At 58.9% G+C, this 14,625-nt stretch carries 11 protein-coding genes and 1 pseudogene; 9 read left to right on the top strand and 3 right to left on the bottom strand.

What is annotated here, in order from left to right; genetic code table 11:
- Positions 1-52 precede the first annotated feature (52 nt).
- The gene (locus ACWAT4_RS39860; RefSeq protein WP_232995599.1) at positions 53-961 is read right to left on the bottom strand and encodes an AraC family transcriptional regulator; all 909 of its coding nucleotides are present in this window, start codon (positions 959-961) and stop codon (positions 53-55) included.
- Between the two features lie 215 nt (positions 962-1,176).
- Here ACWAT4_RS39860 and ACWAT4_RS39855 point away from each other — a divergent pair, with 215 nt between their 5' ends.
- The 7 genes from ACWAT4_RS39855 (at position 1,177) to ACWAT4_RS39825 (ending at position 8,282) form a co-directional block, all read left to right on the top strand.
- Positions 1,177-2,118 (top strand): ribokinase, encoded by a 942-nt coding sequence (locus tag ACWAT4_RS39855; protein WP_128929749.1) that lies wholly within the window; start codon positions 1,177-1,179, stop codon positions 2,116-2,118.
- A 25-nt stretch (positions 2,119-2,143) separates the two neighbouring features.
- Positions 2,144-3,010, top strand: a complete 867-nt coding sequence (locus ACWAT4_RS39850; RefSeq protein WP_232995600.1) for a 3-methyl-2-oxobutanoate hydroxymethyltransferase — start codon at positions 2,144-2,146, stop codon at positions 3,008-3,010.
- A gap of 98 nt (positions 3,011-3,108) precedes the next feature.
- Positions 3,109-4,104: a sterol desaturase family protein gene (locus ACWAT4_RS39845; protein ID WP_128929750.1), complete on the top strand. Its 996-nt coding sequence runs from the start codon at positions 3,109-3,111 to the stop codon at positions 4,102-4,104.
- A 129-nt stretch (positions 4,105-4,233) separates the two neighbouring features.
- Positions 4,234-4,554 carry a Rieske 2Fe-2S domain-containing protein gene (locus ACWAT4_RS39840; RefSeq protein WP_128929751.1) on the top strand — a complete coding sequence of 107 codons (321 nt, stop codon included), beginning with the start codon at positions 4,234-4,236 and terminating at the stop codon, positions 4,552-4,554.
- 17 nt (positions 4,555-4,571) lie between these two features.
- A complete protein-coding gene (locus tag ACWAT4_RS39835; RefSeq protein WP_128955097.1) occupies positions 4,572-5,447 on the top strand; it encodes a sugar phosphate isomerase/epimerase family protein in 876 nt (291 codons plus the stop codon).
- Positions 5,444-6,676, top strand: a complete 1,233-nt coding sequence (locus ACWAT4_RS39830) for an NAD(P)/FAD-dependent oxidoreductase (RefSeq protein WP_128929753.1) — start codon at positions 5,444-5,446, stop codon at positions 6,674-6,676. The genes ACWAT4_RS39835 and ACWAT4_RS39830 overlap by 4 nt, the downstream gene beginning before the upstream one ends.
- A 454-nt stretch (positions 6,677-7,130) precedes the next feature.
- Positions 7,131-8,282 carry a glycoside hydrolase family 88 protein gene (locus tag ACWAT4_RS39825; protein ID WP_128929754.1) on the top strand — a complete coding sequence of 384 codons (1,152 nt, stop codon included), beginning with the start codon at positions 7,131-7,133 and terminating at the stop codon, positions 8,280-8,282.
- A gap of 228 nt (positions 8,283-8,510) precedes the next feature.
- On the opposite strand, the gene ACWAT4_RS39820 is transcribed toward ACWAT4_RS39825, so the two are convergent.
- A complete protein-coding gene (locus tag ACWAT4_RS39820; RefSeq protein ID WP_164934143.1) occupies positions 8,511-9,833 on the bottom strand; it encodes an MFS transporter in 1,323 nt (440 codons plus the stop codon).
- Positions 9,834-10,706: 873 nt separating this feature from the next.
- On the opposite strand from ACWAT4_RS39820, the gene araD1 reads away from it, so the two are divergent.
- Complete coding sequence (araD1, locus tag ACWAT4_RS39815) at positions 10,707-11,699, top strand: AraD1 family protein (RefSeq protein ID WP_128930170.1); 993 nt, start codon at positions 10,707-10,709, stop codon at positions 11,697-11,699.
- 64 nt (positions 11,700-11,763) lie between these two features.
- Positions 11,764-13,119, top strand: coding sequence for an aminotransferase-like domain-containing protein (locus tag ACWAT4_RS39810; protein ID WP_128929756.1), 1,356 nt, complete (start codon positions 11,764-11,766; stop codon positions 13,117-13,119).
- A 49-nt stretch (positions 13,120-13,168) separates the two neighbouring features.
- Here the strand turns inward: ACWAT4_RS39810 and ACWAT4_RS39805 are convergent.
- Positions 13,169-14,605, bottom strand: a pseudogene (locus ACWAT4_RS39805) (aldehyde dehydrogenase family protein).
- Between the last annotated feature and the right edge of the window lie 20 nt (positions 14,606-14,625).

The raw sequence follows: 14,625 nt of genomic DNA, 5'->3' as shown, positions 1-14,625 counted from the left end.
CTGCTTCGAGCCCTTGATCGCCGCGTATACGACGCAGCCCTGATACACCGGCTTATCTTCCCTCAGCTCGCCGCCAGGTGCTGGGACTGGTGCCAGTGCTGCGCTTAAATTCACGGCTGAAGTGATAGACGTCACAAAAACCGCAGCGTTCGGCGATTGCGCCGAGCCCAGCGTCACTTTCCAAGAGCAGCTTTTGCGCCATCATGATCCGCTCTCGAATCAACAAGCGCCTTGGGCTGATCTGCAGATGCCCTTGAAATAGCCGCCGCGTCTGTGCGGCGCTGAGGCCAGTGACCGAGGCGAGTTCATCGGCGTGCCAGGATCGCTCCGGGGACTGCCGCATCTTTAAAATGATGGCTCGCAATGGGGCCGGGAGACGGGATTCACCGTGCTTCGAGGAAGGTGCTGCGATGAGGTGAAGCAGTTCCGCCACGAGGCAGTTAAGTGCCAAATCGACGTTATCATCCCTGGCGCGCAAGACATCAAATAGTCTTGCGAACCACCGTTCGATCTCGTTCGGCACTGATATCGTTGCTAGCGTTGCTCCGGTGCCGAACACCTTTCGCCGAATGGCCGCACAGTCGGGCCCGTCGATCCGCACCCACAGAACAGTCCAGGGATCATTTTCATCCGGCCAGTGCGCATGCGACGTTTCGTTGGCAATCCAGATCAACTGACCGCGCTCAACAGTCGATGTCCTGCCTTCGCTGACTACAAAGCCGCGCCCAGCGGAGCAGTATAGAATGTCCTGGCCCGGATAATTGTCTCGAGCGATGTGATGATCACGTGCGGTGATGGCCTTGCCCGCCCTAAGTACCGTAAAGGCGCATCGGGTCCAGGCAGCATCAGGGAGGACGTACTGATGGCTCTCAGGAAAAAGTGTGCGCTGCGGCAAGCCGGCCATGCGCGTTTTATATAAATTGAAGCGTGCTTTGTCCATTCCCGCTGGGGCTTTCTGCATCTAGGCTCGATGTCAATGACTAACAAATGAGCTCGTGATCAGGCTCCCGGATGCACGTTTTGTATCCATAGAGATCGCTGAGGGAGCTCAGGGAGGACCGGTGCCGATGCTCACGGCCCACGAAACTGCGCCACCGCGCGCAGGGCCCTTGTGGCGACGTGGTGGAGGCATTCCACGCCACGCCTTGATCTCAGGCACTTTCAGGGGAGGAATTGATGAGTAAACCGAGAATTACCGTCGTCGGCAGCTTCGCCGTAGGACTGACCATTCGCGCTCCGAACATCCCGGTCTTCGGGGTCACGATGTTAGGCAGCAGTTTCGATATGGGCCCGGGCGGAAAAGGTTCGAATCAGGCTGTTGCCACTGCGCGGCTCGGGGCGGACTCGTCGCTGGTTGCGATCATCGGCAAAGACCAATTCGCAGATATTGGCATTGATCTGTACAAGGCCGAGGGCGTCGATACGGCGCATGTCAAGCAGATCACCGAGAAGCCGACGGCGGTTGGCTTCATCATCCTCAATGAGCGAGGCGAGAACTTCATTATCATGGATTATGGCGCCACAAACGCCATGGATCCGGCTTTTGTCGATCGCGCCGAGAGCCGCATTCGCGAGAGCGACCTCGTCATGGCGGTCCTGGAGCCGCCGGTCGAGGTGGCTATGCGGGCGATGGAGCTCGGTCGCAAATACGGTAAGAAAACCATTCTCAATCCGGCGCCGGCCGCACCGCTGCCGGATGAAATCTTCCCGTTGGTCGATTTCCTGACGCCGAATGAAAGCGAACTTCGCATCCTGCTCGGTCTGCGCCCGGATGATCCGCGGCCCTCGCGCGAGCTGGTCGATCTGTTGCGCAAGCGCGGGGCCGCCAACGTGATCGTGACGCTTGGCGACCGTGGTGTACTGATCGTCACCGACAAGGTCGATACCACCATTCCGGCTGCAGTGGTCGACGTAGTGGACACGACGGGTGCTGGCGACGCGTTCAATTCCGGCTTCGCCGTGGCTCTGGCGGAAGGGCGGGATGTGATCGAGGCCGCGCGCTTCGGGGTGTGCTGCGGTGCCCTGGTCTGCACAAAGCTAGGGGTCATTCCCGGCATGGCGAGGCGCGCCGCAGCAGACGAGATGTATCGCACAATGCGCGCCTCGGCTGCAGAATGAGAGAGCAACAAGAAATCAATGCGCCTTGGGCGCGAACAGTGAGAACTGGAACGATATGCCGCGGATTTACGATTGGGCGGCGCGCGAGGCCGAGCGCACGGTGACGGTGGCCGACCTGCGCGCTTCCCGAAAGTCGGGCAAGCGCTACACTCAGGTCACTGCCGAGACCGCCGAGGAGGCAGCGGCCGCGGAGCAGGCCGGCATTGAAATGCTGGTGACCCGCGCCCGCAACGTGGAAGCCGTACGGAGGGGCTCAAAGCACCTCTTCGTCACCGCCGCGTTGGGCTTTGCCGATGCTGTAACACAGGACGACATCCTTCGTACCGCCTTGAAGGCGCTAAGCGACGGGGCCGATGCGGTGATCACCGCACGCGGCATGGCGACCGTCTCAATGCTCGCGGCCGAGGATATTCCGGTTGTCGGTCACTTGGGCCTCGTTCCCAGAAAATCGACCTGGCTCGGAAGGCTTCGCGCCTTCGGCAAATATGCGGAGGAAGCCTTGGCACTCTTCCAGCGCTTCCGACGTCTAGAAGAAGCCGGCGCTTTTGCGGTGGAATGCGAGGTCATCCCAGCCCGGGTCATGTCGGAAATTCGCCGGCGGATCGGACTGGTGACCGTCTCGCTCGGCTCCGGACCGGATGCTGACGTGATCTTTCTATTCACCGAGGACATATGCGGTGGCGAAGGCCGGCGGCCCCGGCACGCTCGGGTCTATGGAGATCTTCAGGCCCTGCAGGAGCGCATCAAACAGGAGCGCGTGAAAGCTCTCAGCGCATTCCGTGCTGACGTCACCGCAAATGGCTTTCCAGGCCCGCAGGAAATATCGGACATCGCCGACGATGAATATGCGGCCTTCGTGTCGAGACTAAAAGACTCGGGCTTTGGCGATTGATCTAAAGCTCTTGCGACGGCGACGAGAGCTGATCTCAATCAGCCGGCGAAGGATCTAACACACGAGCTGTCTGCCTTGAAGCGGCAATGGAGTGCAATATGGACGAAGCATTGTACGGCACGCGCGATAAGCGGGGCAATTGGGTACCAAAGAAGAAGCCCGAACGTGCGCCGATTTTTGTCTGGCCGGTGCAACCGCTGAAAATACTGCGCTGGTTACCGGGCTATCTCCTGCCCTGGAATACGGTCTATTTCCTGATCTCTCTTGTATCGTGGACTTATCTCACTCCATCGCTCGATACGATGCGAGAACTCCACGCCGACTGGATACTGCTCATTCTGCTTCGTAACACCGCTTTGACTCTCCTCCTCTACGGCACCTTCCATTTCATTCTTTATATCGAGCGGCGTCAGCAGACGGCGTTTAAATACAATGCAAAGTGGCCGGATGCGCACAACCCGACCTTCATGTTCGGAAGTCAGACGGCCGAGAACATATTCTGGACCATGTGCAGCGCCGTGCCTGTATGGAGTGCATATGAGGCGCTCACCTGGTGGATGTACGCGAACGACCGCTTGCCTTACGTCGATTTCGCAGCGCATCCGCTATATTGTGCTGCACTCGTGCTGGTGATGCCGGCGTGGCGCGAACTGCACTTTTACCTCATTCACCGCCTCATCCATATTGGGCCGCTGTACCATCTCATCCACAAGGTCCACCACAAGAACGTCAATCCGGGGCCGTGGTCCGGCCTCTCGGCGTCGACACTGGAACACATCGCTTACTTCTCAGGGGTATTGATTCATTTCGTTCTTCCGTCCCATCCGCTGCACGCAATGTTTCAGCTGATGCACGCGGGACTGTCCCCCGCAAAGTCACATACCGGTTTCGACCGCGTGGTCGTGGATGATGCGAAGGCGATCAGCACCGACAACTTCTACCATTACCTGCACCACAAGTATTTCGAGGTGAACTACGGTGAACGCCGCATCCCGCTCGACGAGTGGTTCGGCACGGCTCACGACGGCTCTCCAGAGGCCGACGAGAGAATGTATAAGCGCATAAAGGCCAAGAAGTGGGTGCGCGGCGGTTAGCGCCGAAGCGGGGAGGCTCCGAAGGCCTGTCACGTTGAGGCAGCCCTTGCGCCGCAACGGTACTGGCGCACGCTGCGCGACTGAGCCACAGCCGATTGATCGCCGCCAGTTGAAGATTGAGGACTAGATATGACTAAACAAGCTGAATGGGTGGCGGCCTGCGCTGCGGACGCTTTGAGGCCTGAAGAGGTTCGCCGCCTCGATCACGGCGGCCGCACGTTTGTGATTGTTCGCTCGCCCGAGGGCGATTACTTCGCGATGGACGGCCACTGCTCACACGAGAAGGTCCATCTTGCGGATGGCATTGTCGATGGCGGAATTATCGAATGCCCGAAACACTTCGGCACCTTCGACTATCGAACGGGCGAGTCGCGTGCGCTGCCCGCATGCGTCGACTTGCAGAGTTACGAGGTAAAAATCGAGAATGGCATTGTTATGGTCAAGGTCTGAGCGGGTGAGAGCTGCGGATGACCTCACAGCGTTTACTTGTCTTGCAGTCCCTCTGGGCCATGGAGCGGCGGCAGCCTGACGGTTTCGAACGTTCTCTCGATGAAAACCTGGCGATGATACAGCAAGCGGGGTTCGACGGGATCTCTACGTCCTGCAATGATCCAGGACGCGTCAACCTGATCGCACGCGCTTTGAACGGTTCCGGGCTTGCAGTCGAGGGCATGTGCTTCCCGCAGACGATCGATCACTTGAAGTCTGCCATCGACCTCGCCAAGCAGATCAACGTTCTGCATCTCAACGTCCAGCCAGACATCCGTCCGCGCAGGGTCAGCGATTGTATCCCGCTGCTGGATGGCTGGATCAGGGTGGCGGAAGAGGCAGGCATGCCGATCTACTTCGAAACGCATCGCAACAGGATGACCACGGATCTCCTCTTTACTCTCGATCTGATGGACGAGGTGCCCGGGATGCGGATCCTTGCCGATTTGTCGCACATCCTGCTGGGTCGGGAGTTCTGGTATCCCATCTCGGACGAGGATGAAGCGCTGGTGCGGCAGGTGCTCGATCGCGCTTGGGCGTTTCATGGACGGGTTGCATCTCGCGAGCAAATTCAGGTTGAGATCACGTTTCCTCAGCACAGGATATGGCTGGATCTGTTCCTGGGGTGGTGGAAATACGGGTTCCGAAGCTGGCGAAAGCGCGCAGGCACGGGTGCCTGCCTTAGTTTTACCTGCGAACTTGGCCCGCAGCCCTATGCGATCACCGATCGGCAAGGCAAGGACACGACGGATCGTTGGGAGGAAGCTCTTCTTCTTAGGTCCCTAGTCCGTGACCTCTTCGATAGCGTGGCCAGTGAGGAGCAGGCTCTGCCTGCAAGAGGGGTGGCCATTTGAGTACTCATTCGACGATTGCCATTGTTGGCGCCGGCGAAGCTGGCACGGCAGCCGCCCTGGCGCTGCGCGAGCGCGGCTGGGAAGAGAGCGTGGTGTTGATCGGCAACGAAAGCAGTCTCCCGTATGAGCGCCCTCCTCTCTCCAAAGCAGTTCTGGTCGATGAGACGAGGCCTGGGCCGAAGACGATTGTGACGTCAGAGCGGCTTTCCGAATTGAAGATCGATTATCGCCACGGCTGTGAGGTGGTCTCGATTGATCGCACGGCCAGCATGGTGATTCTCTCGAATGGGGCCAAGATAGGCTATCATCGCCTCCTCTTGGCCACTGGCGCTCGTCCGCGTGACCTGAACGTGCCAATTGCTGAGGGATCAAGGGTCGCAACGCTTAGGTCGTATGAGGATGCCACACGCCTTCGCGAGTTAATCGGCCAAGGCTGCGAGATGGCTGTGATCGGCGGCGGCTTTATCGGGCTCGAGGTTGCTGCGAGCTCGATCTTGCGAGGCGCTTCGGTCATCGTCTTCGAAGCAGGATCGCGCATACTTTCCCGGGCAGTGCCAGTTGGCATAGCTGAACTGATCAGGGCCAAGCACGAGCGTTCTGGGGTACGGATCGAGACAACGGCAGTCGTTGAACGTATCGAGCTTTGTGAAGGACGCTCCTGCGTGGTACTGGCCGGGGGCCAAAGACATCTTGCCGATCTCGTGATCGTGGGGGTCGGTGCAACCCCCAACGTCGAACTGGCGCAAGCGGCGGGGCTCGCTGTCGACAACGGCATCGCGCTTGACGAAATGCTGGCCACATCGGATCCGCGCGTATTCGCAGCGGGGGACTGCTGTTCCTTTCCACATCGCCTTTACGGAAAGCGGATCAGGCTGGAAGCTTGGCGCAACGCGCAGCGGCAAGGGGTGATTGCGGCGGCGAATATGGTGGGCGAGGATCGTCCGTATGACGATCTCCCCTGGTTCTGGTCGGACCAATACGATGAGACTTTGCAAATGGTCGGCCTCTGCTGCGGCGGAGAAATCCCGGTCGTCAGAAGCCTAGGCCCGAGGGGCCAACTTCTATTCTCCCTTGTCGACGGCGGGCGCCTCGTGGCTGCTTGTGGGTTTGGAAGCCTCGGCGCCGTTGCGAAGGAAATCCGAGTTGCAGAGACGATCATTAGGCGGGAACTGAAGGTCGAGGCAGAGGCGCTCGCTAATCCGGCGCTGAACTTGAAGCAGCTTCTTTAGTGACTACTGCCGCGGCGCAGGTCACCCGGCAAGCAAGTCACCTGGCAAAAGGACATGCGCCACGCGGGCTACCGAATGCTCGCCCATTGGGCGTAGCGGCAATCCCTCGTCAGAGGCTGGATGCGGCGTTTGTCGAGCCAGGACGACCGTTGAGAAGGCTCGATCGATAGATCAACTTCGGGCCGGCGCGCCAGCGCTCCACTGTGCGCCAATATCCCTGCAAGCAAACGCAGACTACTTTGATACCGCGCTGAACATCATGCGCTGCTTTTCGGGACCTGGCGGCATCACGCTGGGAGCCCGATTGAATGTAGCAAGACCTACCTCGTTGAGCAAATACACTATCCCAATTTCAGATTGATATAATGCAATAATCATGAGAAGCTCTCAAGTGAAGCAATGGTGAGAACCCGCTTTCAGGTGGAACCATCCTGCATTTTCACGAGGAGCTTTGATGAGCATAGACTGGGAAGAAGCGATCGCACGTATGATGCGGCGGATCGAGAATACAGCTCAACAAGTTGGCGACGCCTATCCACATTGGGCAGATCCGGAGAGCGGCACCTGGACGACAACTTCAAACGGAGACTGGACCGGCGGCTATTGGCTGGGGATGCTTTGGCTTGCCTCGCGGAGTAACGGCGGCGAGCGCTTCAGAGATCTTGCAGAACGAGGTTGCGAGCGTCTTGAACCGCGCGTCTCGGCCGATACCGCGTTCAAGGCTGCGACCTTCTATTACGGGGCCGGACTGGGTTCGCTGCTCACCGGAAGTCACCGCGCGCGGACGCTCGGCCTTGCGGCGGCACGAGATCTGAAGCAACGCTACAACCATCACCTTGGTCTTGTGCCCCTTGGCGCGAATGCCGAGGAGGGCGCTGACGTGGGAGCCACTGCAAGCAGCGTCGACAGTTTGGTCGTCTCATTGCTGCTGTTTTGGGCCGCTCGAACTCTAGACGACCGCGCGATGCGCGAAGTGGCTGCCAATCATACGGATAAAGTTCTGACCGTCCATCAGCGTGAGGACGGATCCTTCATCCAGTCCTCCTCCCTCGATCCCGAGACCGGCAAGGTTCTCCGACGCTACACACACAAGGGCTTCAGCGAGAACAGCGTTTGGGCAAGAGCACAGGCGTGGGGCGTGGTGTGCTCGACGATCAGCTACTTTTCCGGCGGCGGAGAGGAGCGATGGCGTCAAGCCGCCATGAACGGGGCCGACTGGTGGCTCGCCCATGTGCCAGATGATTGCGTGTCGTACTGGGATTTTGACGCTCCTAAAGCGCCCAACGTCGAGCGGGACACTGCGGCGACCGCTTTTATGGCATCGGCTCTTCTAAAATTGAGCTCGATTGCGCCGACTGACAGTAAGCGGCGGCAATACCGTAGCGCCGGAGAACGCACCGCTTTGGCGCTGGTCGAACGATATCTCACTCCGGTTCATAAGAACGATAGCCGTCCAGCCGGCATGCTGGTGGAAGGATGCTTCAACAAGCGCGGGGATTCGAGAGCCGAGGACTACGTCAGTAATGCCGAATTGATCTTTGGTAGCTACTACTTGTTCGAGGCGCTTCATTTGCTAACCGGCAGGTTGCGGCCTGAAGAAATCTAAAATGGCACTCGCTGCTGGCGAAGGCCAGCGGCGAGCGCTCTCTGTGTCACTCTCGCGTTACCCCGGCCGAAATCCTTAAAGCGGCTTGGAACGGACCTAGGGGCGCATTTGACGGCTGGAGAGATCAAGGGTTTCTTGTTCAGCCGCTGTTCCACTGAGACCATTGCCTTTCCAGAGGGGAGCCGCCGATCGGCCGGACCTCTCTGGAGTGCCCTAACAAGACTGTTATCACTCGCCTACATAGATGCAGCCGCGCTTTTTAGCGATCTGATATACGACCACGCTGAGCAAAGCGACGAGCGACCCGTAGATTGGGAACATCCATGCCATGTCCTCGCGTTGCAACCATACCAGCAGGTAGGGCGTGGTACCGCCGAAAATTGTCACACCGATTGCGTAACCAAGGGCGACGCCTGTCGTTCTCACTGTGCGCGGCATCAAGGTTGTGGCTATGAAGTTGTAGAGAGCCATATTGCAGCCCACCATGGCCCCGCCAACCAGCATCACCATGGCGTAGGTCAGAAGGCTTTGGTGTGAATAGAGCAGCGTCAGGAAGAATGCTGGGATGAGCAGAAGGCGCATCAAGATGAACGCGCGCGAGGGCTTTATCTTGTCTGCAAACGCACCGATGGCAGGTGAAAAGACCATCCAGCAAAATCCCATGAGGGTCAGGATGCCGTACACCCACGTGCTGTTTTCCTTGAAAACACCATTGGCGATGTTGGGCAGGCCCACGTTGTACGTGTAGTTGGCGAGCTGCACCGAGCCGATCACCAAAATCACGGCCAGAAGCGACAGTCGCACATTCCAGAGCGCCTTCCAAACGCCGCCGGTGGTTTTCTGAACGCGCGACATCTCGTCATGATGCATAGCGCGGGCGATCAATGTTTCCGGGATTGCTTGGCGCAGGAAGAAGATGAGGACGCCAAGCAGGCCTCCGACCGCAAACGGCACTCGCCAAGCCCACTCGCGCATGACCTCGGGGGCGACGGCCGCGCTCACCAGAAAAGCGACGAGGCTTGCTCCGATCGAACCCAACATGATGAATGTACCGTTGATCAAGCCGAGATACCGCCCCTCCTCACCTGGTGGTGCCAACTCGATGGCGATTGCATTGGCGACGCCCGCCTCTGCGCCAGTGGCAAGCCCTTGCATCAGTCGAAGAATGACCAGCGCTGCAGTGGCAAGGGTCCCGATGTCCTTATGAGCCGGCAAGATCGCAATCAGGAACGAAGATAGCGCCATGACCGTAACAGCGATCATCATGACGCGTTTATGGCTGATGCGATCTGCGATAGGACCAAGCAAAGCCGCTCCCAGAGGCCGCGCAATGAATCCGGCTCCAAATACGGCAAATGCTCCCAGCAGCGAAACGACCGGGTCATTTGAAGGGAAGAAGTGGGGAGATAGAAAAGCCGCCATGAAGCCGTAGACTTGCCAGTCATACCACTCCAGCGCGACGCCTCCGCCCAGACCAATAGTCATTGATCTCGTTGCAACTTGCTTCTCGGGCTGAATGAAATCGATAGAAGGTTGGGCCATTGTTTGCATGGGTCTGCTTCCGCTCATTGGGTAAGACTGCTTAAGCCTTGCGCGGCAAGCGCGAATGCGCGCCGGCCTGTCGCTTGTTGGCCTGCTCAAGGCGCTGAGATTTCTGGCGGCACGCCCGTAAATGGACGCTGGCGCGATCGAAGGCAGCTGATCGGGCTTCCTTCATTCCAATCGTCTGTGTAACAGCCCGCGGGCGGGCTTATGTCCCAACTCCATGGTCCCTCCTGTAGCAATGCGCCCTTCTGCGGGACGCTTAAGTTTTTCGATTCAAGGCAGGCGGACAAACTCCTCCGCGCTGAGACGTCCGCTCGGCTTGGCGAGGCGAACGTTTCCTACTTTTCCGCGCAAACGATGCGAGCTGATCGAGTATCTGCTTACGTAAGCCGAACTGACCTGGAAAAGGTGAATGATGAGATCGTCTCGGGGCCGCCGCTTGGATCACAAGGACTTGCGCGGAAAGACAAAGGGGCTCGCGCGAGCGCGAGAGGGATGGTTGTAAAGGGCGCGGGCTGGCGAGAAGCTTGGCATGGACTGCAATATCGCCAGCCCAGCCGCTCCTCCCATGAAACCAGTAAATCGCCTCCACCGCTTCGTCTCCCATGACGGCCGGCATCTCTGTGCACTAGCCCAATATCGAGCGAGACCATCACAATGACGGGCCAATGTCAAGCAATAGACTATCTCAAATACAATTAGGATATATCAATCTGGTAGCCATCATTCTAGCTGAAGGATTGATACATCTATACGACTGAAATCGCTCATGAAATATTGGCACCCCCGATTAGCCAAGCACATTGACCTATCTCAATTTGAATGTCAGTCTGGCTTTGCCGCAATCAGCGCGGCTGGCTCTCACCTGGAATGGATCTCGTGCGCCTCATCCAATTTGTATCTCTGAACGGTTCTCGTCATGTCGCTGCGCTCCAGGCGGGCGACGGGGTCCCTGTGCTCGTGAACAATCGGACAAGTGTACGCGAATTAGCCTTGGAGGCAGCCCGCTCCCGGCTATCGCTTGCCGAATGCGTCCAAAGGTGCGGCTTCGGAGAGAAGGTCGATTACGATGCGATCATCCGCGAGAAGCGGCTGTTGCCGCCTCTCGACCACGCTGATCCTTCGCGTTGCATGATCGCGGTGACTGGACTTACGCACCTCGGTAGCGCCGAGTCGCGCGACGCCATGCACGCGAAATTGGCCGCAGGCGAACTTTCCGATTCAATGCGGATGTTCAAGCTTGGCCTGGACGGTGGAAAGCCTCCGCCGGGATCCATCGGGGTCCAGCCAGAGTGGGCCTATAAGGGTGATGGCTCCTGGGCAGTCGCACCTGAGCAACCCCTCACGTTGCCGTCCTATGCTGAAGACGGGGGCGAGGAGGCCGAAATTGTAGGGCTTTACGTCATTGGCGAGGGAGGCGACGTACTGCGTGTCGGCTTCTGCCTCGGCAACGAATACTCCGATCATGTGATGGAGCAGCGAAACTACCTCTACCTTGCTCATTCAAAGCTGCGCCAGTGCTCCTATGGTCCCGAACTCCTCGTGGGCGATCTTCCGGACGAGGTATCCGGAACGGTCCGCGTCTTGCGAGCTGGCGAAGCGATCTGGTCCGGAAGCTTTATCTCGGGCGAGAACAACATGTCTCATTCCATTGAGAATCTTGAGCACCATCACTTCAAATACCGCGCGTTTCGTCGGCCCGGCGACGTCCACGTCTATTTCTTCGGCGCGAGCGCCTTAAGCTTTTCGGCCGGCGTCAAGCTGCGCGGCGGTGACGCTTTCGAGATCGAATCTCCGGCTTTCGGGCGGCCATTGCGCAACTCGCTCATCGAGGAAAAGCAAACAGAGATCGTGAGGGTGCGGCCGCTATGAGCTTGATCTGGTGGACCAAAAATTGGGATAGCGAAAGCGCGGTATTCTGAGATAAGCAATCAAAATGCAGAAATGGCACCCTCACCTGCGGGCTGGCACCGCTCCCCTGTTCGTCCGGCTCGTCGAGGCCATCGAACACGACATCGCGGCAGGAACTCTTGCGGCAGGAACAAGGCTGCCTACCCAGCGTGATTTGGCAGAGGAGATCGGCCTCAGCGTCGGAACGGTCATCAAGGCCTATGCAGAAGGTCAACGGCGCGGCCTGCTTCTGGGGCACGTCGGCCGCGGGACGTTTGTCGCGTCACAGAGGCCGACCCCTGCGTCCGGTGGCAAGGTTGTCGATCTCAGCCTCAACATCCCAGGGCCGGCGTTACTGCCCAAGGTGCTAGCTGAGAGCCCATCTACGTTTCCAACGGCTGACATCTCCGACTACGTGGGATACCTCTCCCACTCTGGTGTTGCCGAACACCGGGCCCAGCTCGCCGGCCTATTTCGTCAATCGGGCTTCGAAGCCAATCCGGACAACCTCGTTATTACGAATGGAGCACAGCACGGGATAGCGCTGACCTTCAGCTCGATCTGCCAGCCTGGTGACAAAGTCTTCGTCGAGGCCGGCACTTATCACGGCATGAAGTCCTATGCTCATTTCGCAAAGCTCGACCTTATCGGGCTGCCGATGGATGGCGAAGGATTGCTGCCGGGCGCTTTCGACAAAGCGGCGGCAAGCGGGGCAGCGCGGGTGCTTTTTGCTATTCCCACCATCCAGAGCCCAACCGCGAGAATCATGAGCGCGGCACGCCGGCGAGAGATCGTGCGGATCGCGCGTAAGCGGGACATCCTGATCATCGAAGATGACGCATACGGCTTCCTGGACGAGACCAGCGAGCCGCTCGCCTCATTGGCGCCGGAGCGGACCTTCTATGTCAATACGCTGTCGAAGTGCCTGGCGCCGGGTCTGCGCATCGGAATGCTCGTCGCGCCCGAGCCTTATCTTTCGCAGATTCATCAATCTATGCGCGCGACCTGCTGGATGGCCTCGCCGATTTCAACCTTCATCGTATCCGAATGGATCCGCACGGGAACAGCCGCGCGCGTGAAGCAGTCTCTGGTCCAGGAGGCGAAGAAGCGCGTGAAGCTTGCCTCCCAAATCCTCCGGCCGCATATACGTGCAGATCATCCGGCCAGCTTTCACATCTGGATGGACCTGCCAAGCGACATTGCTCAACAGGTGGCAGCCCGTTCATTGCAACGGGGCGTCATCACAACGCCGCCCTCGGCGCTCGTGGTTGATCCCTCCTTGATCTCGGGGCTGAGGATATCGATCGGCGTTCCCGAAAACATCGAAGATCTCGAATGGGCGCTCCGCCAGGTCGCAGCTTCGCTCGAAGTCGGCAACGAAGCCAGCATGTCAATCATCTGAACGTGCAGAACTGTTCAACTCGGGCGCTTTCAGGCGGCCGCCATCACGCTCATGGTGGACCTCCATCAAACGCATAGGCTGTCTTCACAGTCGCATAGAACTCTGCAGCGTAGCGCCCTTGCTCACGTGATCCATAGGACGAACCTTTGCGGCCGCCGAAGGGCACGTGATAGTCGACGCCCGCCGTCGGCAGGTTGACCATCACCATGCCAGCCTCCGCGTTGCGCTTGAAATGGCTGGCATAGTTCAGACTTGTGGTGCAGATTCCGGAAGATAGTCCGAATGGGGTGTCGTTGGCGATCTCAAGGGCCTCGTCATAATTTCGCGCCCGGATCAGTGCTGCCACGGGCCGAAAATTTCTTCGCGCGCGACCCGCATCCGATTGTCGACTTCTGCAAACAGCGCGGGCGACAAGTAGAAACCGGGCGCATCGCGTTTCAATAGCTCGCCCCCAGCGACGAGCTTGGCCCCCTCGTCCTGGCCGAGGCGGATGTACATCAAGTCTTGCTCCAGCTGCTTCTGATCAACCACCGGCCCAATCTGCGTTCCTGGCTTGCAGGCGTCATCCACGACCAGCGCATCCATCCTTTCCGTGATAGCTGCCAGGAAGGCGTCGTAAATGCCATCTGTCACGATGAGGCGAGATGAGGCCGTGCAGCGCTGGCCGGTCGAAAAGAAGGCGCTGTTGATCGCGCATTCGACGGCCACCTTTAGGTCGGCGTCGTCGAGCACCACCATTGGATTCTTGCCCCCCATCTCCAACTGCATCTTCTTCATGGGATCGGCAGAAATGCAGGTTTGGGCAATGCGCCGGCCGGTCGACAACGAGCCGGTGAAGGAGATCGCGGCCACCTTCGTACTGGCGAGCATTGTTTCGCCCACGACCGAGCCGCTCCCCATGACGAGGTTGAAGACGCCGGGGGGAACGCCGGCGCGCGCAATGATGTCGCAAAGGGCGTTTGCCGAGGCGGGGACCAGTTCTGCAGGCTTGAACACGACGGAGTTGCCATAGGCCAGTGCCGGGGCGATCTTCCAGGCCGGAATGGCCATAGGAAAATTCCATGGCGTGATCGCCGAGCGGCTCGCGGGACATCTCAACGTCTATGCCGGCTCGCACGGAGAGCAGCTTCTCGCCGCTCAGCCTCAGGCACTCACCCGCGAAGAAATGGAAGATCTGGCCGGCGCGAGCGACCTCGCCGATCCCCTCCGGCAAGGTCTTTCCTTCCTCACGTGAGAGCAGGCGTCCGAGTTCGTCCTTGCGGGCCAATATCTCGTCACCCACGGCTTTCAGAACGTCGTGGCGGCTCTGGATCGTCGAACGCGCCCAAGCCGGAAAGGCGCCATGGGCCGCATCGATCGCACGCTTCGCCTCTTCTACAGAGGCTTGGGCGTACTCGCCTACGATGTCGCGAGTATCAGACGGGTTGATGTTCGCGACTGCCTTGGCTGCCGCAATCCATTCACCGGCGATGTAGTTCTTCGTCATCAGGCCCCCCGTCACCAAGC

Source organism: Bradyrhizobium sp. T-1, assembly GCF_053592855.1.
Note: the sequence above shows the minus strand (reverse complement) of the source record. Positions and strands in the feature narration are given on the sequence as shown.

Bases quoted from the DNA above. Each gene is read 5' to 3' on its own strand.
- ACWAT4_RS39835 (WP_128955097.1), top strand. From the start codon at position 4,572: ATGACCTCACAGCGTTTACTTGTCTTGCAGTCCCTCTGGGCCATGGAG.
- ACWAT4_RS39810 (WP_128929756.1), top strand. From the start codon at position 11,764: ATGCAGAAATGGCACCCTCACCTGCGGGCTGGCACCGCTCCCCTGTTC.
- ACWAT4_RS39820 (WP_164934143.1), bottom strand. From the start codon at position 9,833: ATGCAAACAATGGCCCAACCTTCTATCGATTTCATTCAGCCCGAGAAG.
- ACWAT4_RS39845 (WP_128929750.1), top strand. From the start codon at position 3,109: ATGGACGAAGCATTGTACGGCACGCGCGATAAGCGGGGCAATTGGGTA.
- ACWAT4_RS39855 (WP_128929749.1), top strand. From the start codon at position 1,177: ATGAGTAAACCGAGAATTACCGTCGTCGGCAGCTTCGCCGTAGGACTG.
- ACWAT4_RS39840 (WP_128929751.1), top strand. From the start codon at position 4,234: ATGACTAAACAAGCTGAATGGGTGGCGGCCTGCGCTGCGGACGCTTTG.
- ACWAT4_RS39825 (WP_128929754.1), top strand. From the start codon at position 7,131: ATGAGCATAGACTGGGAAGAAGCGATCGCACGTATGATGCGGCGGATC.
- ACWAT4_RS39860 (WP_232995599.1), bottom strand. From the start codon at position 961: ATGCAGAAAGCCCCAGCGGGAATGGACAAAGCACGCTTCAATTTATAT.